The sequence below is a fragment of the Paraburkholderia tropica genome (assembly GCF_014171495.1).
GTDB classification, from domain to species: domain Bacteria; phylum Pseudomonadota; class Gammaproteobacteria; order Burkholderiales; family Burkholderiaceae; genus Paraburkholderia; species Paraburkholderia tropica.
This window is the reverse complement of record NZ_CP049136.1, coordinates 55576-79360: the sequence shown is the minus strand read 5'-3', so window position 1 is coordinate 79360 and position 23785 is coordinate 55576. Positions and strand designations below refer to the sequence as shown.

23 protein-coding genes and 3 pseudogenes are annotated in these 23785 nt (G+C 63.6%); 10 read left to right on the top strand and 16 right to left on the bottom strand.

All coding sequences use genetic code 11. The features are described from left to right. Positions 1-33: 33 nt before the first annotated feature. From G5S35_RS23860 to G5S35_RS23845, 4 genes are all read right to left on the bottom strand, one after another. Positions 34-1161, bottom strand: coding sequence for an ABC transporter permease (locus G5S35_RS23860; protein ID WP_065058551.1), 1128 nt, complete (start codon positions 1159-1161; stop codon positions 34-36). A gap of 3 nt (positions 1162-1164) precedes the next feature. Next, positions 1165-3969, bottom strand: a complete 2805-nt coding sequence (gene rbbA, locus G5S35_RS23855) for a ribosome-associated ATPase/putative transporter RbbA (protein WP_065058549.1) — start codon at positions 3967-3969, stop codon at positions 1165-1167. Positions 3970-3972: 3 nt separating this feature from the next. Beyond that, positions 3973-4953, bottom strand: a complete 981-nt coding sequence (locus G5S35_RS23850; RefSeq protein WP_074983727.1) for an HlyD family secretion protein — start codon at positions 4951-4953, stop codon at positions 3973-3975. Between the two features lie 166 nt (positions 4954-5119). Beyond that, on the bottom strand, positions 5120-5248 hold the full coding sequence (locus G5S35_RS23845) for a helix-turn-helix domain-containing protein (RefSeq protein ID WP_202035020.1): 129 nt from the start codon (positions 5246-5248) through the stop codon (positions 5120-5122). 207 nt (positions 5249-5455) lie between these two features. Between G5S35_RS23845 and G5S35_RS39555 the strand changes: the two genes are divergently transcribed. Further along, complete coding sequence (locus G5S35_RS39555; RefSeq protein WP_237181633.1) at positions 5456-5620, top strand: hypothetical protein; 165 nt, start codon at positions 5456-5458, stop codon at positions 5618-5620. A gap of 127 nt (positions 5621-5747) precedes the next feature. Next, entirely contained in the window at positions 5748-6131 is a 384-nt protein-coding gene (locus tag G5S35_RS23840) for a BON domain-containing protein (protein ID WP_074983725.1), read from the top strand. Positions 6132-6166: 35 nt separating this feature from the next. Here the strand turns inward: G5S35_RS23840 and G5S35_RS23835 are convergent. Next, positions 6167-6373, bottom strand: a pseudogene (locus G5S35_RS23835) (integrase core domain-containing protein); the annotation flags it as partial. A gap of 106 nt (positions 6374-6479) precedes the next feature. Here G5S35_RS23835 and G5S35_RS23830 point away from each other — a divergent pair. Next, positions 6480-6724 (top strand): annotated as a pseudogene (locus tag G5S35_RS23830) (helix-turn-helix domain-containing protein); the annotation flags it as partial. Positions 6725-6843: 119 nt separating this feature from the next. Here the strand turns inward: G5S35_RS23830 and G5S35_RS23825 are convergent. The 6 genes from G5S35_RS23825 to G5S35_RS23800 are packed head-to-tail and all read right to left on the bottom strand — an operon-like array spanning position 6844 to position 12626. Then, positions 6844-8232, bottom strand: a complete 1389-nt coding sequence (locus tag G5S35_RS23825; protein WP_183039765.1) for an MFS transporter — start codon at positions 8230-8232, stop codon at positions 6844-6846. Then, a complete protein-coding gene (locus G5S35_RS23820; protein ID WP_183039764.1) occupies positions 8229-8948 on the bottom strand; it encodes an ABC transporter ATP-binding protein in 720 nt (239 codons plus the stop codon). The genes G5S35_RS23825 and G5S35_RS23820 overlap by 4 nt, the downstream gene beginning before the upstream one ends. Next, positions 8945-9730, bottom strand: a complete 786-nt coding sequence (locus G5S35_RS23815; protein ID WP_065058543.1) for an ABC transporter ATP-binding protein — start codon at positions 9728-9730, stop codon at positions 8945-8947. Before G5S35_RS23815 ends, G5S35_RS23820 begins: the two co-directional genes overlap by 4 nt. Next, the gene (locus tag G5S35_RS23810; protein WP_082991737.1) at positions 9727-10614 is read right to left on the bottom strand and encodes a branched-chain amino acid ABC transporter permease; all 888 of its coding nucleotides are present in this window, start codon (positions 10612-10614) and stop codon (positions 9727-9729) included. Before G5S35_RS23810 ends, G5S35_RS23815 begins: the two co-directional genes overlap by 4 nt. Then, positions 10607-11500: a branched-chain amino acid ABC transporter permease gene (locus G5S35_RS23805; protein WP_065058541.1), complete on the bottom strand. Its 894-nt coding sequence runs from the start codon at positions 11498-11500 to the stop codon at positions 10607-10609. The genes G5S35_RS23810 and G5S35_RS23805 overlap by 8 nt, the downstream gene beginning before the upstream one ends. A gap of 31 nt (positions 11501-11531) precedes the next feature. After that, positions 11532-12626, bottom strand: a complete 1095-nt coding sequence (locus tag G5S35_RS23800; RefSeq protein ID WP_065058540.1) for an ABC transporter substrate-binding protein — start codon at positions 12624-12626, stop codon at positions 11532-11534. A gap of 312 nt (positions 12627-12938) precedes the next feature. On the opposite strand from G5S35_RS23800, the gene G5S35_RS23795 reads away from it, so the two are divergent. The 6 genes from G5S35_RS23795 (at position 12939) to G5S35_RS23770 (ending at position 18168) form a co-directional block, all read left to right on the top strand. Next, positions 12939-13313, top strand: coding sequence for a RidA family protein (locus tag G5S35_RS23795; RefSeq protein ID WP_183039763.1), 375 nt, complete (start codon positions 12939-12941; stop codon positions 13311-13313). Further along, positions 13220-14554: a D-amino acid dehydrogenase gene (locus tag G5S35_RS23790; protein ID WP_338048736.1), complete on the top strand. Its 1335-nt coding sequence runs from the start codon at positions 13220-13222 to the stop codon at positions 14552-14554. Before G5S35_RS23795 ends, G5S35_RS23790 begins: the two co-directional genes overlap by 94 nt. After that, complete coding sequence (locus tag G5S35_RS23785) at positions 14551-15342, top strand: maleate cis-trans isomerase family protein (protein ID WP_065058534.1); 792 nt, start codon at positions 14551-14553, stop codon at positions 15340-15342. The genes G5S35_RS23790 and G5S35_RS23785 overlap by 4 nt, the downstream gene beginning before the upstream one ends. A gap of 69 nt (positions 15343-15411) precedes the next feature. Continuing rightward, positions 15412-16134: a GntR family transcriptional regulator gene (locus G5S35_RS23780; RefSeq protein ID WP_231957461.1), complete on the top strand. Its 723-nt coding sequence runs from the start codon at positions 15412-15414 to the stop codon at positions 16132-16134. A 111-nt stretch (positions 16135-16245) separates the two neighbouring features. Next, on the top strand, positions 16246-17130 hold the full coding sequence (locus G5S35_RS23775) for a glycosyltransferase family 2 protein (RefSeq protein WP_110327368.1): 885 nt from the start codon (positions 16246-16248) through the stop codon (positions 17128-17130). A 102-nt stretch (positions 17131-17232) separates the two neighbouring features. Next, positions 17233-18168 carry a dihydrodipicolinate synthase family protein gene (locus tag G5S35_RS23770; protein WP_110327369.1) on the top strand — a complete coding sequence of 312 codons (936 nt, stop codon included), beginning with the start codon at positions 17233-17235 and terminating at the stop codon, positions 18166-18168. 309 nt (positions 18169-18477) lie between these two features. Here the strand turns inward: G5S35_RS23770 and G5S35_RS23765 are convergent. Together G5S35_RS23765 and G5S35_RS40040 are read right to left on the bottom strand one after the other, a co-directional pair. Further along, positions 18478-18674: pseudogene (locus tag G5S35_RS23765) on the bottom strand (ISNCY family transposase); the annotation flags it as partial. Between the two features lie 154 nt (positions 18675-18828). Further along, the gene (locus G5S35_RS40040) at positions 18829-18951 is read right to left on the bottom strand and encodes a hypothetical protein (RefSeq protein WP_260178188.1); all 123 of its coding nucleotides are present in this window, start codon (positions 18949-18951) and stop codon (positions 18829-18831) included. Between the two features lie 769 nt (positions 18952-19720). On the opposite strand from G5S35_RS40040, the gene G5S35_RS23760 reads away from it, so the two are divergent. Next, the gene (locus tag G5S35_RS23760) at positions 19721-21013 is read left to right on the top strand and encodes a S8/S53 family peptidase (protein ID WP_183039762.1); all 1293 of its coding nucleotides are present in this window, start codon (positions 19721-19723) and stop codon (positions 21011-21013) included. A 64-nt stretch (positions 21014-21077) separates the two neighbouring features. Here the strand turns inward: G5S35_RS23760 and G5S35_RS23755 are convergent, their stop codons facing one another. The 3 genes from G5S35_RS23755 to G5S35_RS23745 form a co-directional block, all read right to left on the bottom strand. After that, complete coding sequence (locus tag G5S35_RS23755; RefSeq protein ID WP_065058527.1) at positions 21078-21389, bottom strand: hypothetical protein; 312 nt, start codon at positions 21387-21389, stop codon at positions 21078-21080. Positions 21390-21813: 424 nt separating this feature from the next. Beyond that, a complete protein-coding gene (locus tag G5S35_RS23750) occupies positions 21814-22602 on the bottom strand; it encodes a flavin reductase family protein (protein WP_065058525.1) in 789 nt (262 codons plus the stop codon). 23 nt (positions 22603-22625) lie between these two features. Next, positions 22626-23696 (bottom strand): LLM class flavin-dependent oxidoreductase, encoded by a 1071-nt coding sequence (locus G5S35_RS23745; protein ID WP_065058524.1) that lies wholly within the window; start codon positions 23694-23696, stop codon positions 22626-22628. Positions 23697-23785 lie beyond the last annotated feature (89 nt).

Below are 23785 nucleotides of genomic sequence, written 5' to 3'. Positions count from 1 at the left end.
GGGCGAGGGATAACGTGGACGAATCATCGCGGTTCAGCCTTGTTGCGCGAGCATGGAGCGAAAGCGCGCGAGTGCGAGCAGCAGAAAGAGAGCGCCTGCGGCACTCACGCCGGCGAGCTGAGGCCACACGATGTCGAGGCCCGCGCCCCGAAACAGGATGGCCTGGGTCAACGACACGAACTGGGTGGTCGGCAGCAGCTTCACGAACGGTTGCATCGCCACCGGCATGCTTTGCACCGGCGTGGCCGCGCCGGACAGCAGATACGCGACCGCGTAGGTCGGCACCGCGAGCAGGCCGAACTGGGGCATGGCGGGCGCGAGCGTGGCGAGCCACATGCCGAGCGCCGTGACGGAAAAGAGGTACAACGCGGTGCTGAGCGCGAAAAGCCCGAGCGAGCCCTCAAGCGGTACGCGCAGCCACAGGTTGACGACGAGCACGAGCGAGAGCAGCGAGACGACAAAAATGACGAGTCCATTCGCGAGGATCTTCGCCACAGCAATCTCGCTCGCGCGCACGGGCATCACAAGCAGGTGCTCGATTGTGCCGTGCTCGCGCTCGCGGATCACGGCCGCGCCCACGAGAATGATCGACAGCACCGTGATATTCACGACGATCTGCATGCTCGAGGTGAACCAGTACGATTCGGTGTTCGGGTTGAACAGCACATGCACCACCGCTTGCGCGGGCAATTGCGCCTGAGCGTTGCGCGCGTGCAGGAACGCGAGCGTTTCGGCAACGAAGATCTGCTGGAGATAAGCGGTGCCGAGTCCCGCCTGGGTCATCGCCGTCGCATCGACGAGCACCTGCACGCTGGGCGCGCGGCCCGCGAGCACGTCGGCTTCGAAGCGCGGCGGAATCTCGATCGCGAAGATGTAGGTGCCGCGATCGAGCGCCGCGTCGATGTCGCGCAGCTCGACGTCCACGGGTGGCCTGAAGTAGGGCGGCTGGATCGCCGCGCGCAGTTGCCGCGAAAGCTCCGAATGGTCGGCGTCGACGATGGCGACCGATGCATTCGAGACTTCGGCCTTGATGCCTTTGGCGACTGAGTACACGGCAAACGTGAAGGCGAACGCGATCAGCGCCATCAGCGTGGCGTCGCCGAACAGGCTGAAGATCTCCTTGTGCGCGAGGCGGGCGACGTTTCGGAACCATTGCAGCATTGCCTATGCCTCCTGCTTCGGCAGCAGGCACCACGCGCCGAACAGATAGGCGAGCGCAAAGCCGAGCAGCGCGACATACATTGTGCCGAAGCTCTCCATGCCAAGCCCTTTCGTGAAGCTGCCGAGGCTCACGAGCTGGAACCACGAAGAGGGAAAACCGATGCCAGCCCAGTAGCTTGTGCCGGTGAGGGTGGAAACCGGGTAGAGCAGCCCCGAGAAGTTCACGGACGGAATGAGGCAGAGAATCGCTGTGCCGAAGATCGCAGCGACCTGCGAGCGAACGAACGTCGAAACGAGCAGGCCGAGCCCCGTGGCCGCCAGAACGAACAGCAGCGCGCCGATGGACAATGCAACGAACGAGCCCTTGAGCGGCACACGCAGCACTGTCACGGTCAGCATGACGAGCATCAGATAGCTCAGCATCGCAAGCGCCGCATACGGTATTTGCTTGCCGAGCAGGTACTCGCCCACACTCGCTGGGGAAGCGTAGAGGTTCGTGATCGAGCCCATTTCCTTTTCCCGCACGACGCCGAGCGCGGTCAGCATGGTGGGAATCAGGATCAGCGCGAGCATGATGATGCCCGGCGTGATGGCGTAGATGCTGCGGAACGTTTCGTTGTAGACAAAACGGGTTTCCACGCTCATCGGCAGCGTGGGCTGCGCGACGGGCGCGCGCGCCATCTGCGTGCTCACGTACTGCAGCAGCACGGCGTTCACGTAGGTGTCGATCGTCGCGCCCGGAAACGGGCTCGATCCGTCCACGTAGAAGGCGAGTTCCGGGCGGCGGCCGGCCAGCAGGTCGCGGCCGAAGTCAGGTGGAATTTCCACCACCAGTTGCGCGTCGGCGGTCTGTAAGAGTCGCCCGGCGGCGGCGTCGCTGCGCGCCTCGCCGGATGGCACGAAATAGTGCGAGCCCGCGAACTGCTCGATCAGTTCGCGGCTCGCCACGGTGCGGTCGCGGTCTAGCGTGGCGAAGCGCACGTTGTCCACGTCGAACGAGACGCTCCATGCGGCGGCGAGCAGCAGCACGATCGGGCCGAGCAGCGCGAACGCGAGCCGCAGCCGGTCGCGCGCGAGTTCGAGCGTTTCGCGGCGCGCGAATGCCCAGATGCGCGCGAGCTGCGGCACGGCGGCAAGCGCGCCCGCCATCCTGGACGCGCGGCGGGGCGCTTTTGCCGCCTTCCCTGCATCGGCGATCGGGGCTGCCGAAGCGGCGCCCTTCGCCGTGCCGGTGGATTGCGCCGCATCGCGATGCGCGTCTTCGAGCCAGGCGACGAACGCGTCTTCCAGCGTCGCCGCGTGGCGCGCTTCGCGCAGCGCCTCGGGCGTGCCGACTGCGAGCACGCGCCCGCGATGCATGAACGAGATGCGGTCGCAGCGTGCGGCTTCGTTCATGAAGTGTGTGGAGATGAAAATGGTCACGTGCGCTTCGCGCGACAACCTGGCCAGATGCCGCCAGAACATGTCGCGCGCGCCGGGATCGACGCCTGAAGTGGGCTCGTCGAGAATCAGCACTTCCGGCCCGTGCAGGCAGGCGGCGGCCAGTTGCAGCCGCTGGCGGATGCCGAGCGAAAGGCTGGCTGGCCGGTCGTCGGCATACGGCGCGAGTTCGAAGTCATTAAGCGAGCGTGTGACCGCGCTCCTCGCGCGCTCGCCCTCCATGCGGTAGAGCTTGGCGTGCAGTTCGAGGTTCTGGCGCACGCTCAATTCCTCGTACAGCGAGAACGACTGCGACATGTAGCCCACTTTCATACGCGTGCTCATGTCGGCGGCCTTCACGGGCTTGCCGAGCAATGTGGCCGTGCCTTCGGTGGCGTCCAACAGACCAGTCAGCATTTTCATCGTGGTCGTCTTGCCGCAGCCATTCGAGCCGAGAAAGCCGAAGATTTCGGCTCGCTCGATGCGAAAGCTCACGTGATCGACGGCGACGAACGAGCCGAAGCGCCGCGTCAGCCCGACGGCCTCGATTGCGGGCGGCCCCGCAATCTGCTCGCGTGGCGCGATGACCAGCTTGCCCGCATCCCCGCGCTTTTGTTCTGGCAGGAGCGCGACATAGGCGGCTTCCAGGTTCGGCGTCCCCGCGCGGCGCAGCACCGCTTCGGTGCTGTCGCTCACCAGCACGCGGCCGTCGTCCATGGCGACCAGATGCTCGAAGCGCTGGGCCTCTTCCATATACGCAGTCGCCACGATCACACTCATGCCTGCGTGCTCATGCCGCAGGTCGTCGACGAGGGTCCAGAACTGCCGGCGCGACAGCGGGTCAACGCCCGTGGTCGGTTCGTCGAGGATCAGCAGGTCGGGGTTGTGCACGAGCGCGCAGCACAGGCCCAGCTTCTGCTTCATGCCGCCGGACAGCTTGCCCGCGGGCCGGTCGGGGAAGGGCGCAAGGCCCGTCGCGTCGAGCAGCCGGGCGATGCGACGGGCGCGCTCGGCGTCCGCGAGTCCGAACAGCCGCGCGAAGAAGTCGACGTTTTCGTAGACCGACAACGTTGGATAGAGATTGCGCCCGAGCCCCTGCGGCATGAACGCAATGCGCGGCAGCACGCGCTCCCGCGCATCTCGTACGCGCAGGTCCGTGCCGAGCGCGCTCACTTCGCCGTGCTGCACGCGCTTGACCCCAGCGATGAGACCGAGCAGCGTCGATTTGCCCACGCCGTCCGGGCCGATCAGGCCGATCGTCGTACGCGCGGGCAGGACCAGCGAGACACCGTCAAGCGCGCGTATCGCACCGTATTGGTGCGATACGCCGGCGATGCAGATCGCTTCGCCATCCTTACGAAGCGCCGTGACTTCGCCCTCAAGCGCCATCGCCTAGCTCCCGCGTACGGCGAGCGCCTGGGGCCACGGGCGCGACGGATCGACGCGCACATAGCCTTCGCCGGTCATGCCGCCTTTCAGGCGCGAGGCCAGCTTGCGCGCGACGTCGAGCGGCAACTGGAGCTTCACGCGGTACATGAGCTTCGCTCGCTCACTATCGGTTTCGACATACTTGGGCGTGAACTGCGCGTCGTCCGACACATAGCTGATGCGCGCGGCGATGGGCTCGCGAGGGAACGCATCGAGCACGATGCGGGCGTCCGCGCCGATGGCTAGCTTGCCCGCCTGCGGGCCGGGCAGAAAAATCGTGAAGTAAATGTCGTCGGGATTGAGCATCGACACCACGCGGCCGCCTGCTGGGAGCACCGTGCCCACCTCGACGACGCGATATTCGACGCGCCCCGCGAGCGGCGCGCGCACGATCGTGTCGTTGAGCACGGCTTGCATCCGCGCGACCTGGGCATCGGCCTCCGCTATGGCGGACTGCGCTTCGGCGCGTGCCGCGCGCGCGGCGCTTTCGCCCGCCTGCGCGCCTTCCAGCGCGAGACGGCGGCGATCGCGCTCGACTGGCGAAATCTGCGCATCGTCGAACAGTTTGGTGGCCTGCGAAGATTCGAGCTGCGCGAGGCGCACCTGAGCGCCGCTTGCGTCGAGCTGGGCGGCGGCGCGGGTCGCGGCGTCCGCCGCGCGTTCGCGGATGGCCTTCGCCGCGTCGAGCTGGGCGCGCAGCTCGACGTTGTCCTGACGGGCAACAACGGCGCCCGCTGCGAGCACGTCGCCCTCGTGCACCGGAAGGTCGACGATACGGCCGCCGTATTTCACCGCCACATCGACGCGCGCGAGTTCGAGCCGACCGTTCGCTTGCGCAACGTTATCAGGTAGACCACGCCCCTGGTTGCGCTGCCAGACGACGGCGGCACCGATCGCCGCAACACTCGCGACTGCTGCGAGCGTCCAGACAAGCTTCTTGTTCATCAACTACCCTGCGTAGCGTGTTGAATGTGCCCCATGACATTCGCGCCATGAATATACGCTGGCCGCCGATTTCACGGCGCGCGAATGGCCGGCTATGACGCGAGAGGGCGCAAGAGGGCGCAAGAGGCATGGCCATTCGGTGTGCGATTGATCGCCCTCCGCCTAGCTAAACCAGCCCCGCCGCCTCGCGCAGCGTGCCGCCGTCAAGGAGTTCGATGGCGCGCGGGCCCCTGCGCGGAATCGCGCCTTCCGCTTCGAGCGCATTGAGCGCACGGCTCACCGTTTCGATCGTCAACCTTGCCACCACCGGGTTGCGCGCTCACGTGCTCGACCCACGACAGGACGCCCGCGCGCCGCGCGCCGGGATGCTGCCTGGAGACGATAACGGCGACTCTGCGACGAGCGCAGCTCATGGCATAGTCTGCACAACAAGCCGCTGTTCAGGTGTGAATCACGTTCGAGTATCGCCTCTAAAGCCTTGACGGGAATCTGTACGCAAGCAATGGGGGAACCCGCCTGCGCGGTCGCGAAAGAGTTTCTGCAAGCGGTTGCTGCCGAAGCGAACGATCCGAATCGTTCGATTGCCGAAGTGGCCCGCACGGATAGCCAGCGATTTCGTAAAGGTGAATTACTGCGCCACGCATTTATCCGGTCGGCGCTCACGTAGATGATCTCTCTGGCTGATCGCGGGATTTTCAAAGGGAAATCGAATTCGGTAGTTCGATTGACGCGTCACGAATTTGCGTAGCGCCAGCAAACCATCGACGTCATTTCAGAAGAGCAGGAACCATAAGATGAAACTCAGAGGTTTAGTCAGTGCGGCAAGCCTGGTTGCGGTTTTTGCCTGGAGCAGCCACGCGCAAGCTCAAGATAACAGTGCGCAAGCGCCGCAAGCTGCGTCACAACCGGCGTCACAACCGGCGTCCCTCACGAAGGCCCAACGCAAGGCTCAACGTCAAGCCGACCGAAAGCTGGCGAGAGCGGTTCGCGAAGCACTCACTCATACGAAGGGTTTGCAGACGGCTCAGATTAATGTGCTGTCCAAGAGCGGCAACGTCTCGTTGGTGGGCTCGCTGCCGGACGAAACGCAGATCCAGCTGGCTGGCGAGGTCGCCCAATCCGTTCCGGGCGTCGTGAAGCTGACTAACATGTTGCATATACGCGAAGCCGGACATTGATCGAGTGACCCTGTCTCGTTTCCACGTACAGCAAGTCATGCGGCGATCAATCCGGCCTCGCAGTCGACAGGCGTATGGAAGTCGATTGATGTGTGCAGGCGTTGCCGATTGCAACAGGCTTCGGTCCAATCGACGATGCCCAAGCGATCTTGGGCACTTGTTTCGTAGTGAAGCTGATAGATTCTTTCGACTTTAAGCGTCTTAGAGAAACTCTCCGTCGAAGCGTTATCCCACGCTGTTGAGGTGCGTGCAAAACTGACCCACTTGCGCTAGAAATTTGCATCGAAAACTGACCCACATGTTCAATACCTGCCTGGACGCCCAGGCAGGAGAACCGGCGTGATTACGGTGAGCATGTTGGCAAAGGTTCGGCGGATGCATTGCCGCGATGGCGTCCCGCTGAGCGACATCTCCCGGCGTACCGGCCTGTCACGCAACACCATACGGCGATGGTTGCGTGAGCCTCCATCAATCGGTGAGCCGAAGTATCCGAAACGAGACAGCAGCAGCGTTGTCGACTCATGATGGAGCCGTTGCGTCTTTGGCTTCTGGCGGATACGCGAAGGCCGAATCGCGAGCGGCGCTCGGCAAAGCACTAGGTGCCGGAGCCGCCCGCCAGAATGAGGCCTTTTCGGCCAGTCGCTGTGATCATGATGCCCTCGCTGCCAGGAGAAGAAAGGTAAGCGGGCCGGCCGGTGCCGGCGACGTGATTTCAATCGCGCTCGATGGCTCTCGCCACGACGACGAGGCCGCCCGCGTAGGCTGCTGCGATGACGGCGAAGCCGGCGGCGGTGGCGTGGCCCGGATCGACGCACGCATGCAGGATCACCGATGCGATCGCGACGCCGACGAGCGAACCGATCTGCCGGCTCGCATTGAGCGATGCGGCGGCGAGGTTGGCGTCCTCGGGGCGGGCCGCGTGCATGACGACGAGGTTCATCGCCGGGATGGCCTGGCCGGCGCCGAAGTTGGCGATACCGATGATGAGCGCGAGGGCCGGGTAAGGCAGTGCGTCGATGCCGACGAGCGCGGCGCTGCCGAGCGTCGCGAGTCCGAGCCCGGCGAGCAGCGTGCCGCGCGGACCGAGTCGTCGGCTGACGCGCGCGGAGGCGAGATTGCCGATGCCGAACATCGCCATCAGCGGGAATAGCTGAAAGCCCGTCACGAGCGCGCTCGATCCGCGTTCCTGCTGCAAATAGAGGCTGATCAGAAAGATCTCGGCGAGGATGCCGAAGTTGATCGCGAGCCCGAGCAGGCTGCCCGCCACGAAACGCCGTTCGCCGAGCAGCGCGCGCGACAAAATGCGGTGACGCGCGTAGCGTTCGCGCAGCGCGAAGGCGGCCGTGGCCGCGACGGTCGTCAGCGCGCAGGCGAGGATGGCGGGCGAGGTCCAGCCGAGCGTCGGGCCCTGGATCAGCGTGAGGCTCAGCGCGCCGAGCGTGAGCGCGGCGAGCAGATGGCCCGCGCCGTTGAGCGGTCCGGCATGGCGCGGCGAGCGCGCGACATGGCGCTGCGTGAGCCACAGGCCCGCGATGCCGACCGGCAGATTCACCCAGAAGATACTGCGCCAACCGATCGCATCGACGAGCACGCCGCCGACGCACGGCCCGAGCGCCATCGCCGCCGACACCAGCGCGCCCCAGATGCCGATCATGCGCGTGCGCAGCGGACCGGGTGGAAACGCCTGGGTCAGCAGGCTCAGGGAACTCGGCATGAAGAGCGCCGCGCCGCCGCCTTGCAGCAGACGCGCGGCGATCAGCGCGGCGGGCGTCGTGGCGCTCGCGCACAGCACCGAGGCCGCGACGAACAGCGCCAGGCCAATCAGGTAGAGGGTCTTCGAGCCGTAGCGGTTGGCCAGCGCGCCGCCGAACAGCAGCAGCGCGGCGAAGCTGAGCGCGTAGGCGTCGACGATCCAGACGAGCGTCGTCAGCGAAATCGCGAGACTCGTCTGCATCGCCTTGAGCGCGACGTTGACGATGGTGACGTCGAGCATCGCCATCACGAAGCCGCATGCGAGCGCCACCATGATCGTCGCCGGGCGCGCGCCGGTCGGCGCGAGCGTTGCGGGCGTGGCAGGCGTTTTCGCCGAGGCCGGATTCACGCCGCTCTCCCGCCGAGATAGAGCCGCCGCATTTCGTCGCTGTCGAGCAGGGCGCGCGCCGGGCCTTCGAGCGCGACGCGGCCCATCGTCAGCACGATGCCGCGATCGGAGATGCGCAGCGCCTCGATCGCGTTCTGCTCGACCATCAGCACGCCGATGTGCTCGGCGTCACGCATCCGCACGATCGCGTCGAACACCTCGTCGACCATCTTCGGCGACAGGCCCGCCGAGGGCTCGTCGAGCAGCAGCATGGCGGGACGTGGCATCAACGCGCGCGCGAGCGACACGATCTGCCGTTCGCCGCCCGACAGCGCGGCGGCGGGCGTGCGGTAACGGCGGCGCAGCACCGGGTACTGCTCGCACAGTTCGTCGATGCGCGCCTCGCGAGGAAACGACGACATCCCCTGGCCGCCGAGCATCAGGTTCTCGCGCACGGTGAGCGCGCCGAACACGTTGTCGGTTTGCGGCACGTAGCCGACCCCGTGCAGACGCACCTTGCGATGCACCGGTTCGCGCGCAAGGTCGACGCCTTGCAGCTTGACCGTGCCCGTGCGCGGCAGCAGGAAGCCCGCGATCGCCTTGAGCAGCGTGGACTTGCCGCAGCCGTTCGGGCCGAGGATCGGGACGATCTCGACCGCGCCCACGCTCAGCGACACGCCATGCAGAATATCGACGCCCGGCGTATAGCCCGCGACGAGTCCATCGACTTCGATCATGACGCCTCCAGCGGCTGGCGGGCGGCGTGCGCGCGGCCCAGGTACGCATCGAGCACGCGCCGGTTGCGCTCCAGTTCGGCGGGCTTGCAGTTGGCGATGGCCGAGCCGCGATCGAGCACGACGCAGCGGTCGCACAGTTCGCGGATGAAATGCATGTCGTGCTCGATCACCATCAGCGTCACGCCGAGCCGGTGGATGCGCCGCAGCTCCGCCACCAGTTCGCCGCGCAGGTTCGGATGGACGCCCGCCGTCGGTTCGTCGAGCAGCAGCAGCTTCGGCTCGGTCATCATCGCGCAGGCAATACCGAGCAGTTTCTTCTGGCCGCCCGAGATCGACGCGGCGGGCAGTTGCGCGACGGCGCTCAGCTTCAGTTCGTCGAGCAAGGCGCGCGCGCGTGCGCGGGTCGCGTCTTCGAGCGCGCGCATCGTGCGCCCGCGCAGCAGCGCCGCGCCGAGCCCGTGACGCTCGGACGACGCGGCCATCGTCAGTTCGAGCACCGACATGCGCGCGGGCATCGACGGCAACTGAAACGTGCGGCGGATGCCGAGCTGCGCAATGCGCTGTGGCGTGAGCCGGTCGATGCGGCGGCCGTCGAAGCGGATTTCGCCGCCCGCGAGCGGCGCGAAGCCCGTGACCGCGTTCAGCACCGTGCTCTTGCCGGAGCCGTTCGGGCCGAGCAGGCCGACGATTTCGCCCTGGCCGACCGACAGCGCGAGCCCGGACAGCACCGTATTGCCGCCGTAGCGGATGGCGATGCCATCCAGTTCGAGGAGCGCGCTCATGGGTGGATCTCCAGACGTTCGGGCAGCAGGCCGCGCGGCCGCCAGAGCAGACAGGCGAGCAGCATCAGCCCGACGAGGCCGAGCCGCACCGCGCCCGCCAGATCGCTGCCCACGCCGAACCAGTCCTTGAGAAACGGCGCGAGCGAATACACCGCCTGCACCAGCACGGCGCCGACCAGCACGCCCGCGTTGCTGCCGAGCCCGCCGACCATCACGATGGTCCAGAGCGCGAAGGTTTCGGACGAAAGCATCGTGTCGGGCCCGACATAGCTGATGTACCAGGTCAGCAGTGCGCCCGCGAGCGCGGCAGGCAACGCCGCCGCGACGCTCGCGCGCGTTTTCAGCGAGAGCGGATCGTAGCCGAAGCACACTGCCAGCGCCGGTTCCTCGCGCATGACCTTCAGTGCGCGGCCGAAGCGGCTGCGCACGATGCGCCGGTAGCCCGCGTAGACCAGCGCGAGACACGCGGCCGTCACGGCGAGAAACGCGAGATCGGCCCATGGCGCGGCGAGTCCGCCAAAGAGCGGCGCGATGCCGCCGATGCCCTGCGCGCCGCCCGTGAGCCAGGTTTCGTTGAGCGCGACGGTGCGCAGGATCTCCGCGACCGCGAGCGTGGCGATGCCCCAGTAATCCGATGACAGCATGCGGCCCAGCCGTGCGATCGCCACGGCCAGCACGCTGGCGGCGGCGAGGGCGAGCAGCACGGCCACCGGCAGCGGCCAGCCGAGCTGCGACGCGATCCCGGCGGCGTAGGCGCCGAGTCCCGCGAACGCGATGAAGCCGAAATTCACCATGCCCGCGTAGCCGGCCTGCAGGTTGAGTCCGAGCGCCATCATCGCGGCGAGGCACGCCGAGGTCAGCAGATGGATCAGGAAACTAGACACGCCGCACCTCCCGGTCGAAGATCCCGTACGGCCTGAACATCAGCGCGACGAGCAGAATCAGGAACGACACCGCGCTGACGTAGGTGACCGGAAAGACCAGCGATCCGTGCCCGGTCAGCGCGCCGAGGTCGGTGTCGAGCATCACGGTTTCGGCGAGGGCGATCAGCAGCGCGCCCGCCGCCGCGCCGAGCGGATTGCCGAGGCCGCCGAGGATCGCCGCCGAGAACACCGGAATCAGCAGGTTGTTGCCGAGATTGACGTGCACGCTTTCGGTGAGCCCGAGCATCGTGCCGCCCAACGCCGCGAGCACGCCGCTCGCGAAGGTGATGACGTTGGTGACGCGTTGCGCGTCGATGCCGGTGGCGAGCGCGAGCGGCCGGTTCGACGCCAGCGCGCGCATCGAGCGCCCGATATCCGTGCGGTACAGCAGCACGGAAAACAGCAGCAGGGTCAGCGCGCCGCAGAGGATCGAATCGAGTTGCGCGCGCGAGATCGCGACGTCGCCGATCAGCAGCGGCGGCGTCAGATCCTGCGCGTATTGCAGCGGCCGCGAACCCGCGGTGCCGAGCACGAGCGCGACGGCGATCAGCGACACCGCGAGCGAGCCGATCATCGCGACCGCGCTCCCCGAGCGCAGCAGCCGCGCGAACACGAACACGTTGAGCAGCACCGCGAGGCAGCCGACCAGCGCGCACGATGCCGCGGCCGCGAGCACGAGCGGCAAGCCCGCGCGTTCGAAGCCGAGCGAGGCGAACGCGCCGAGCATCGCGTACTGCACGTGGGCGATGTTGGGAAAGCGGATCAGCGAATACAGCGTGGACAGCCCGATCGAGACGAGCAGCAGGTCGGAAGTGCGGATCAGGACGTCGAGCAGAAACTGCAGCATGGCGTTCTCCGTGGAAGGCGGGCGTGGACGCTTACTGGGCGACGACCGCCTGCTTGAAGACCACTTTCTCGTAGGGCTGGACGGCGCGCTGACCGTCGCCGTCGAAGGCGATGTCGCCCGTCACGCCGTCGTAGCCTTTGCCGATCGCGGCCATCGCGGTGCGGATCTTCGCCGGGTCGGCGGAATGCGCGCTGTTGATCGCGGCCGCCGCGAGCATGGTGGCGTCGTAGGCGTAGCTGCCGAACGCGGAGCGCGGCGCTTCCTTGTAGGCGCTCTGGTAGGCGTCGGCGTAAGCTTTCGCGGTGCCGCCGAGCGCGCCCACTTCGAGACCGATCTGGCCTTGCGCGATCTGCGGCGGCGTATCGCTCGTGCACATCGTCAGATAGATGCCGTACCACGGCGTCTTGTTGAGCTGCATTTCGTAAGCCTGACGATTGAGCGTCGCGGCTTCCTGGCCGTAGGCGCTGTACACGTAGGCGTCCGGTTTCGCGCGCGCCGCCTGTTCCAGTTCGCGGCGATAGGTCGATTGCCCCTCGGTGTACAGCACCTGCGAGACCACGGCGCCGCCGAGCGCCTCGAAGCGCTTCTTGAACTCGCCCGCGAGCCCCTGGCCATAACCGTTGTTCGGCGCGATGAAAGCCACGCGGTGCAGATTGCGCGCGTAGACGTCCTGCGCGGCGAAACGCGCCGAGAGATCGTCGAGACCGATCACGCTGAACGAACCCGCGCCGATCTTGCGCACCTGCTGGCTCGACGAGCCGATATTGACGTGCACCTCGCCCTGTCTGACGAGGAACTGCCCGATTGGAATCGTCACCGACGAGGAGAACTCGCCGAGCACGACGGGCACGTGATCGACGGTGGCCAGCTTGCGCGTGGCGTCGAGCGCGGTGTTGGCCGTGCCGCCGGAATCCTCGACGCGCACTTTGAGCTTCTGGCCGAGCACGCCGCCTTGCGCATTGATCTTCGCGACCGCGAGTTCGATGCCGCGCCGCTGATCTTCGCCGATCGACGCGCTCGATCCGCTCAACGGCAGCACGGCGCCGAGTTCGACGTCCGCCCAGGCACTCGACGCGCAAAGCTGCCACGCCACGACGGCTCCGACACTCCAGCGAAACAGGTTCATCGTTTTCTCCTTCTCCGGTTGAGTATTGAACGCTGTTTAAAATACAAAAGTGTCTACAGAATTGCTGATCAAAAATACTTGCGCGAGAAATTTTTCGGGAATTTATTCCCGCGTCGATGTCGTTATGAAATATCCATAAATTCCCTTAAATAGCGCACTTTTCTGCACTCGTAGAATTCCTGCTCGCACCGATCTGGACGGCTTGCACAGACGTGGAGCAAGGGCGGATTTTTATTGAAAAAGTGTATACAGCTTTGAATTACGAGTGCTAGCATCGGCCTCAACTTACCTGTCCCGAAAGGAGATGGCCGGATGGAAATCAAGCGTTTTGAAACGGGCGAGCGGATGAGCCAGATGGTGATCGCGGGCGGTTTCGCGTTTATCGCGGGGCAGGTCGCGGACGATACATCGCTCGATGTCGCGGGCCAGACCCGCCAGATTCTCGACAAGCTCGACCGCCTGCTCGAACTGGCGGGCGGCGACAAGCGCCTGATCGTCTCCGCGAGCATCTGGCTGGCGGACCATCGCAGCTTTGCGGAGATGAACAGCGTCTGGGACGCCTGGGTGCCGAAGGGACAGGCGCCCGCGCGCGCCTGTGTCGAGTCGAAGCTGGCGTTTCCGCCGTACACGGTCGAGATCGCGGCGATTGCGGCAATCGGAGCGACGGCTCCCGGAGCGTCCGCATGAAAACCATCGTGCTCGGTGGCGGGATCGTCGGCGTGACTACCGCTTACTTTCTGGCGAAGGCGGGGGACGAAGTGGTGGTGCTCGATCGGCGTGACGGTGTGGCGCTCGAAACGAGCTTCGCGAATGCCGGTTTGATCGCGCCGGGGCATTCGTACACGTGGGCGTCCCCGCGCGCGCCGAAGATACTGCTCAAGTCGCTGTTCATGGAAGGCCAGGCGCTGCGCCTCAAGCCGAAGGCCGACTGGCGCATGTGGGCGTGGTGCTGGCTGTTTCTGCAAAACTGCACCGCCGAACGTTCGCGCCGCAATACGTCCATCAAGGTTCGCCTGTGCCGCTACGCGCAGCAGCAACTGCAACAGGCCACGCGCGACGAAGGGCTCGCGTACGACCGCATCAGCGGCGGGCTGCTGTATCTGTATCGCGATCCTGCTTCGTTCGAGCGCGGCGTCGCGAATATGTCGATTCTTTCCGATAACGGCTTGCCGCTGGAAACGCTAGACCGTCAGGCGGCGATTGCGCGCGAACCCGCGCTCAAACGCGGCGGCGACGATATCGCCGGCGCGATCTATTGCCCGAGCGACGAAAGCGGCGACGCGCATCTGTTCACGCGTGCGCTGGAGCAGCGTTGCCGCGAGATGGGCGTCGATTTCCGCTTCGGCACCGCCATCGACGGCATTCGTGCAAACGGCGACGCGATCGACTACGTACAAACCGCGCAGGAACGGCTCAAGGCCGACCGCTACGTGCTCGCGCTCGGCTCGTACTCGCCGCTTCTCGCACGCGAGCTGGGCTATCGCTTGCCGATCTATCCGGTGAAGGGCTATTCGGTCACGCTGCCGGTCGACGATACGCACGACGCGCCCACGCTCGGCGGCGTCGAGGAAAACCAGCTGGTCGCGTGGGCGCGCTTCGGCCAGCGTTTGCGCCTGACGGCGACCGCCGAGTTCTGCGGTTATGACACGGCGCACACGCCCGCCGACTTCACGCACATGCTGGCGACCGCGCGCGCCTTGTTTCCGAACGGCGCGGACTACGCGCGGCCTTCCTACTGGGCCGGACTGCGGCCGATGACGCCGGAAGGCACGCCGCTGATCGGCGCGACGCGGCATCGCAATCTCTTTCTCAACACGGGGCATGGTCATATGGGTTGGACCATGTCGTGCGGCACCTCGAAAATCCTCGCCGACCTGATGAACGGACGGCAGCCCGAGATCGACATCACAGGGATGACACTACAGTGAGCGAACTTCTATCGAATCGCATCGAGCCCGGCGTGGAGGCCTACGCGCGCTTCGGCTTCACGCTCGACGCCGGCATTGCTTCGCGCGCGGCGATCGGCCTCGTCGTGCTCGCCACCGACCACACGATCGAATACGAATGGCGGCACATGCTCGCGCTCGACGGCGTGGCGTTCTACGAGAGCCGCGTGGCGAACTCGGCGGAGATCACGCCCGAGACGCTCGCGGAAATGGACGGCCGGATCGCGCCTGGCGTCGAACTGATCCGGCCAGGCGAGCATCTCGACGTGGTGGCGTTCGGCTGCACGTCGGCGTCGATGGTGCTCGGCGAGGAGCGGGTTTTCGAGCGGATCCGCGAAGCGCGCCCCGGCATTGCGTGCACGACGCCGATCACAGCGGCGCGAGTGGCGCTCGGTGCGCTCGGTGCGCGCGGCGTGGCGCTCCTCACGCCTTACGAACGCCCTATTAACGAGGCGATGGCCCGTTACCTGCGCGAGCGCGGCGTCGACATCGTGCGCATGGGGTCGTTCGAGCATCGCGACGACAACGAAGTCGCGCGCATCGACCGCGCCTCGCTGGAGCAGGCGGTGGCCGGGCTGGCGAGCGATCCGGCGGTCGATGCCGTGTTCGTGTCGTGCACGAGCCTGCGGCTGGCCGATGCGATCGCCGGACTCGAAACGCGGCTTGGCAAGCCGGTTTTGTCGAGTAATCATGCATTGGCGTGGCACGCGCTGCGGCTTGCGGGCGTGCACGACACGCTGCCCAGGTTCGGCCGTTTGTTCACGGTTTGACGCGCGGTGCGCGGGAAGTCCGGCAGGGTAGTTGATAATGAGCGGTTACAGGTCGATTCAGGAGACGAAATGGCAGCGAATTCCGTGATGACGCGGAACCTGCGTCCCGGTGTGCGGGACTCCGTCGCGCCGAAGCGCACGGGGATGACGGTCAACGAGATTTACGAGCAGTTGAAGCAGATGGCGGTGCTGTACGAGATCCGGCCGGGCGAACGGGTCAATGAACTCGAACTGGCCGAGCGTCTGGATGTGAGTCGCACGCCGATTCGCGAAGCGCTCAACCGGCTGGTGGCGGAAAACCTGCTGGCGTTCGTGCCGAACCGTGGATTCTTCATTCGGGAACTGGACGGTAAGGACGTGTTCGATCTCTTCGAATTGCGGCGCTCGATCGAATCCACGGCGGTGATGCTCGCCTGCGAGCGCGCGTCGGACAACGATATCAAGGCGCTGCGCCGCTTCTGGAAGCAGGTGATGAAAAGCGCCGGGCGCATGTCGTCGGACGAACTGGTGGTGAAGGACGAACAGTTCCATCTGGAACTGGCCGCGATGTCGGGCAACGTCGAGATCGGGCGGGTACTGCAAAGCATCAACGCGCGCATTCATTACGTGCGCTGGGTGGATGTCGATCAGCGCCGCAACGAGGCGTTCACCGAGCATCTGCAGATTCTCGACGCGCTCGCCGAGCGCGATGCCGCACGTTGCATGGCGCTGACGGATACGCATATCCGCTGGCGCATGGAGGAAATCACCCGCGTCGTGCATGCGAGCGTGGTGAAGCTCTACGCAAAATAACGGGCGCACCGAATGCGCCCGACGCGTTCCATCGAGACAGCAGTCGTCAAAAGGAGGAAGCGGCCGTCCGTGCATCGGGCGGCCTGACCGTCACTTTGACCGGAGACGTTCATGAAATATGGAACGTTGATTACGCTGTTCAAACCGAGCGCGGAGCAGGCCGACCATCTGCTCCGTTTGCCTGCGCTGAGTCCAGTGGTCGTCGCGGTCGACAATTCTCCGCACGCGGATACCGCGCTGCATGCGCGCCTTGCCGCGCAGGGCGTCGACGTGATTGCCAACCACAATCGCGGCGGCATTGCCGGTGCATTCAACGCCGGTGTCGAATTTCTGATCCGCCGCGGCTGCGATGTGTTTTTCCTTTTCGATCAGGATTCGACGGTTCCCGACGACTACTTTCACCGCATGCTGCTCGGATGCGCCTCGGTGGGCGACCCGCGCTTTCTGGTGGGCCCGCGCATTTTCAATCTGAATGTTCAGCGCGATTTACCGCTCTTTACCGTGCGCCGCTGGTCGGCGCAGATCGAGCCGATTCGCGATGGCGCGCACGGGCTGCAACCGTGCTCGGTGATTATTTCTTCCGGTACGGCGATTTCACTCGAAGCGTTCCGGGCGCTGGGGCGTTTTCGCGAAGACTTCTTTATCGACCATGTCGACGCGGAGTATTGCATGCGCGCACAGGCGCATGGCGTACCCGTGTGCGTGAATGCGGATGTGTCGCTGCCGCACGAACTCGGCAAGCCGACGCCGGGACAGCACTGGCCGCGTGTCGATATTTTCGATCAGAGCGCATTGAGGCATTACTACGCGGCGCGCAACTGCATTCTGGTCGCGCGCGACTACTGGCACAGCTATCCGGCACTGGCGCTGATCAATCTGATCACGCTGAAACATCTCGCGTTCGTGCTGCTGCACGGCCAGCAAAAGCGCATGAAACTTCACGCGATTCTCTGCGGTATCGGCGACGGTCTGCGGGGTAAATACGGTCGCGTGTGAAGTCGTAGCGATTCGGTCCGATTCCACCGCATCCATGAATGAATAAAAAATGGAATCGATTATTTAGTATGTCATCCTAATCTAACGAGGAAGGGAATCGAGATGAATGCAACGAAGTCGATCAAGCGTCGCTATACGGGTGCCTATTCCGTCGCGCCGACCATCTTTACCGAGTCGGGCGCGCTCGACCTCGAAGGGCAGAAACGTTGTGTCGATTTCATTATCGACGCCGGCGCGGACGGCCTGTGCATACTCGCGAATTACTCGGAACAGTTTTCGCTGACCGACGACGAACGCGCGCTGCTGACGACGACGATTCTCGATCACGTCGCGGGGCGAGTGCCGGTGATCGTCACAACCACGCATTTCAGTCCGGCAATCTGCGCGGCGCGCAGCCGCGCGGCGCAAGAGGCGGGCGCGGCGATGGTGATGATCATGCCGCCTTACCACGGCGCGACGATCCGTTGCAACGAAGCCGCAATCGAGCGCTTCTTCACCGAAGTGTCGGACGCCATCGAGATTCCCATCATGTACCAGGACGCGCCGATGAGCGGCACCTCGGTGTCGGCGGCGTTTCTGGCGCGGCTCGCGCGCGATATCCGCAATCTGTGCTACTTCAAGATCGAGGTGCCGCAATCGGCGGCGAAGTTGCGCGAATTGATCGAGCTGGGCGGCGACGCGATCGAAGGGCCGTGGGACGGCGAAGAAGCGATCACGCTACTGGCCGACCTGGATGCGGGCGCGACGGGCAGCGTGCTGGGCGGCGGCTATCCGGACGGGCTGCAGCCGATCCTGAAAGCGCATCTCGCCGGGAGCCGCGACGAGGCCGTGGCGGCCTATTCGCGCTGGCTGCCGCTCATCAATTATGAAAATCGGCAGTGCGGTTTGATCGCCTGTAAGGCGCTGATGATGGAGGGGGGCGTGATCGCGTCCGATGCGGTGCGTCGGCCGCTCGTGCCACTGCATCCGGCGACGCGCGCGGGGCTGATCGAGATCGCCCGGCGACTCGATGCGAAGGTGCTGCGCTGGGCGCATTGAGGTTGGTGGGCTGGCGCGATGTGGTGAAGTCTCGCGCAAGCTTGTTGAAGATGACGTGGGCGCCGGGCATGTTGGACTTGCTCGGCGACGACGAAGCACAGTCAGGCTGACCGGCATCAAGCAGATCCGGCAGCGGCTGAACGCCTTGATATCCGTTCCGATGCCGGATCTCATATCCGATCCCTGGCGCGGACTGGCTGGCCCTGATTCGTGCGGGAAGGCGAGCCGGAGGCCCTACGGTTATCTCCCTGAGCCTGAATCGCTTGCGCGACCTGAAGCACATGACTCAGCCGTATGTGCTCAACCACAACGCCCTGATTTGCGCGACGTCAGCCCAGATGCGCCAGATTCCCGGTATCGGATCACCAGCCGCTCGATCAGGCGCACCGTTAGCCCAGCCGCTCAGCCGCCAGGCCTGGCTTGAGCCGCGCCTCGGTCACCGCCTGGATGACCTTGAACCGGTCAACTTCGCGCATCGTCATCGTGATCGTCCCAGTCGCGTTCATCGCTGGCGCTCCATGTGGATGTCCGGCACTCAACCTACACAGAACACGACATTTCTATTTAGCGGAAACCCGACATTTCTATTTAGGACCCACACTGAAAAGTGCGATAATTTATCTTATGTTAAATTGTAAATCGTCAAAAATTGGAGGGACGTCAACGCCGGCGCAGCCTCGCGGGGACCATGCCCGCACTGTCCAGCAGCGCGATGCCCTTCTCGGCCAGCGTTTCGTGATCGGCCACGAAGGTACACACGAGCACACTTGTGCCAACGGCCATAGCGGCGATCGGCGACAACGAGAAAGGTGTGGAGGCCGACGACGCACGATCGCGCGATCGGCACAATCTCGAAGCCGAGAATTTGCCGAGTCTGCCGCACGACGATTCCTCGAACCAGCTCGCCGCGCCCCGGTGGCCTGAAATCTGCACGTTCCCGCTGATGAAGTTGACAGCGCGTTGCGTATGAGCTGAACCATTGCTCACGGGTATAGGTCAGCAACCGCGCGTGATCGGGCAATCATGGTTCGGTATGCACGCCGTCATCCGCAGTGACTCTGCCGTAGTTATGTTCAGTAGTTGTATTGGATGAGTCAGTGGCGTTGCGCGATTCGGTGTTGGTGTCGTTCGCGCTGGCCGTTGCGGTAACTCGGACCTCGTTTCCCGCACGGACGTCCGGCGACGCATGTGCAACTGGCGAAGCGGCCTGCGTGGAAGCACTGGAGGCCACGGCAGTCGAACCGCCGCCACCATCGCCACAGCCGTTCAGGCAAATAGTCGCGAGAACAGTAAATGCGCCACGGCGCACAGTCTGGAAGCACGGTTTCATCGGCAATATCAAGTTTTCATATGGAATCTAGAGTATAGGATCGCGCTTTCCGTCAGCGACGACACATGCGATGCCGATTTGCGAAATCATTGCGCTCACAATTATATGCGCCGCAATTTCAGATATCTCTCATGGTGAGTGTGCACACGATCCCCCTACCCTTGACGCCGGTACTTCTCGTGCCTTCCCCCGTCAAACGTCCAACAATAAATCAGGAACGTCATGCAAATTCCCGTGAATTCTCCGCAGCGCGACAGGATGCGGACAGTGAAATCCGTCTGTGTGCTGGTTGCAACCATGATGTCGAGTACCGGTGCATTCGCCTATCCGTCTGGATGGCCCTCGACGGCGACCATCCCGTATAACCTGGGAGGGTCACTGGAAGGCAGGTACACCGACAGCAGTGGTAAAACATACGACGGGACAGGGTATGTCGTCGTCGTTATCGATGGGGCATTCGGCACGGGCAACCCAGTGTTCAGGGATGCGAATGGTAAAAGCAAAATTCCTCTCGAAGCGTGTTTTGGTGAACCGCTGAGCGCCGCCTGGCCGAGTCTTTGCAAGACTACGACCTGGGTAAGCCGCCCTTTGCCTGGCAACCCTTCCGCTGGGTATTTTTTTAGTTCGCTTTCTGGCGCGTCGACGCCTATGGACGCCCCCGACAATTTCTGTCGCGACACGAACAATCCGTCAACGCCCCAGTATTGCCATTACTACCATGGCTCCGCCACGGCGGGAATCGTCGTTGGCCAGCCCACGATACGGTGGGATGGGGACGCCAAAATGACCTACACGGGCGTGGCACCGGGGGCAAATGTCATCACGCTCAAGATTGGTGGCGGAACGGGCTCCGATGGTCCGATGGGGTGGCCGATCAATTCAGTCGTGGATGCGCTGAATTACGTCTACACGGCGTTGCTGCCTCGTGGAGACGTTGGATCAAAAATTGTCTCTGTCAATATTTCTGCCTCCGGCTCCTCCCTGGCTGGTACCCTGGCGTGTTCGACGGGCGGTGACGGCGACAGGATCGACGCGGTAGCAGGCCTGCTTAAGCAGAAAGGCGTCGCCGTGGTGATGGCAGCGGGCAACGATGCGGTAAACGGAACCGGCAGATGGAACTGTGGCAGCAATGTTATACCTGTCGGTGCAACAGGTATAACCACGCCCGCGACACCTACCACCTACACGAACATATCTCAACGAGTCAGCCTGTTTGCTCCGGTGGGTACGGGCGACCGTGAGAGCGGTGATCTGGTACTTGCCCCGTGGGCAAACGCTGGCTCTTTCTATGTCTGGGGCACATCGTTTGCGTCCCCCCAGGTGACCGGGGCGTTTGCCGTCCTGCGCCAGAAATTCGGCACGGGACCGTCTGTCGATGCACTGGTCAATCTCATGGCTCGCACCGGCACGCCTTTGACGGGGGCGCGTGCCGGACTCGCGGCACAGGGAGCGTCAGTACTGAACATCAAGGCAGCGCTTAACGGCTCCCCTGTGGAATCGCCGGTGGCTCGATGAAGCGTAAATAGCGCCCGGCGATAAAACTGACGCCAGCGCGGGGTCTTCCGGGCAGCGCTGGCGATCAGCCCGGATTCGGTGCGTGGCGCAGTGCGGCCCTGATCGATTCGTTATCGTGCTTGTTGATGATTTCGTACTCGGGCGTGTTGCGCTGCGAGACGCCTACCGCGAGCAGGCATGTGGTCACAGCCTGCGGCGTCATCCAGCGCATGTCCTTCGTCTCATAACCGGCGAGTACTTCGTAGATCGCGCCCGACTGCATGGTGAAGCGCTGATTCCCTTCGTCGCGGTTGACCAGCATATCTTCGGTGCAGGTCGAGGCAAACGCTGGGGCCGCAGCAAACAGCAGCGCGGAAAAGCTCGTGAATCGCTTCATTGTCGGTCTCCGTCGAAGGGAGCGATCAGACTGACAGCCGATGCCGGTGCTGTCTCTACGGAATTTCTGAATTCAGGCTAGCCGTGGCTTCGATCGTATCCTGAAGGTTTGGAGACGACGCACTTTCCGTACATTGAATGGTATGCGATACCTTGTAAGCAATTGCGGGCTTTCCGGTGATCGTCGTCTCAGGATTGACGATGAAATGGGGATGTGATCGCCCGCATTGACCGCCCTTCCCTTGAACCCTGAGGTTCAGGACTTCTACTACATCGTCACCGAAGTAGTTGCACAGATCGAATCCGTAGTCCCTCGGACTCACGACCGCAGGCACCGCCACCTTTCGGAGACGTTCTGAACTCGCAGTTGCCGCATGCCGGGACACGTTGACATTCCAGCGCTGTGTCGCCATCTCGATCTCCGGTTACTGCGCCAGCGCGCGAATACCCGCATTAAAGTTCACCATCGGCGAACCTGTCTCGTCGATGGTCGTCTTGCGGATCTTGCCCACGAACATCTCATGGGTGCCCAAGGTCGTCGTGTGGATGATGTCGCACTCGACGTTGGCCAACGCGTCGACGAGGATCGGAAGGCCGTCGAGGCCCGAAGCCCATTGCCCATCAGCGAAACGCGGGCGACCCTGCAACTCTTTCAGGAACTTCGTCACTACGTCGTGGTGCGCCTGGCCGAGGATATTGGCGACGAACCTGCCGTGGGTCTTTAGCGGGTCGAGCATCGACGAATCGCGGTGCACGAAAAAACCGACCAACGGCGGCTCGGCCGAAATCGCCGTCAAGCTGGAGACCACCATCCCGTTCGGATTGTTGATGTCGCCCGTCGTGATCGCGGATACGCCCGCAGGAAGCATGCGCATGGCCGCCTTGAAATCGTCGACCGAACTACCGGCCGGATTCCCACTATGCACAACGTGCGCGCGAACCTGCCCCTCTTCGTTGACCCAGTTGAATTTCCGGGCGAAATTCATCATCGATCCAAAGCCGGTCTCCCATTCGGCATCCGCGGCTTTACCGGAGAGGAATCGAATGATCTGGGGATTCACCCAGATGTGATCGTCGTCTGCACGCTGACCGACACGCGCAATGGCCTGCTTCAACATGGAGTCAGGTTGGTCGTCTATCAAAATATCAAATTGATCCAGGCGCGACGGCGCAATCAGCGTAATCGCGCCGCTATTCGTCAAATGTAGACGCATGAACAGGCCTCCATCTTTCGCGCTTATTGATTGGCCACGCCGACATTGACGTTCCGCGCCAGCTCCCTGCGGACAGCCGGAATGATCCTGTCTCCCCAAATCTCGATCTGCCTGAGCATCGTCGCCTGGTCGCAATCGCCAAGTTGAGTTTGGATCGCAATGTGATTGGGCTTCAGAATTTCAATTTCCGTGAGAAGTTTGTCGGTCACTTCATTCACCGAACCCACAGGCAGGTTATGACGCAACTGGTCGAGCGGCATATCGGCCGCGCACGGTGTTTCCTTGACCAGATAGCCGTCGTCCATGTCCATCCGGCGATCCTTCAGCGATTCCGAAATGCGGCGCGACCAGCGTGCCGAATCCAGATATGCGTCGACTTCTGCGTTGCTGTCCGAGGCGAAGCCACACCGTAGAAAGCCGATTTTGGTGTTGCTGAGATCCGTGCCCAGCTCGGAGGACAACGCTTCCAGCCGGCCACGCAGATCGCGCAGCGCGTCGGTGCCGCCGTGCAGAACCGTCGTGAACAGATTCACGTTTTCCCGGAACGCTCGACCCAGCGTACCAGGATTCATCGACGTGATCCAGAGCGGGACTTTCTTCTGCACAGTGCGGATCGCAACCGACGTCGGCAGCATATCGAAATGCTTGCTCTTATACTCGAAAACCTTTTCGTTTAGCCCTTTGTTGAGGATGTCCCACATTTCGTGAAAGATTTCACCGCTGTTCGCCAGATTGCAGCCGAATCGCTCGAATTCGAATTGCTGATAGCCCGATCCGATACCCAGTTCGAGACGTCCTTCGGCGAGCGTGTCAGCAAGACCGATTTCAGCGAGCAGGCGCGCGGGATGATACAGGGGCAAAATGCAGACTGCCGCCCCCAGACGGATCTTCGTCGTTCGGGCTGCTGCGTTGGCGATCGTCATCAGAGGCGACGGCGAGAGCGAGTAGTTGTTGAAGTGGTGCTCCGCGTACCAGGCGGTATCGAAGCCCGCCTGCTCCGCCACGACCGTCTGCTCAATAGTGTTGCGAATGACGCTCTGCGAAGTCTGTGCGTACGAGCGTTGTTGAGCTAAAAGAAAGACACCGAATTCCACGATCTCGACTCCATGATGGATATTGAATTGATGGTTGCTGAACGCTGCACTACTTGATTTAATTCTAGGCAGCCAAACGTCCCTCGGAC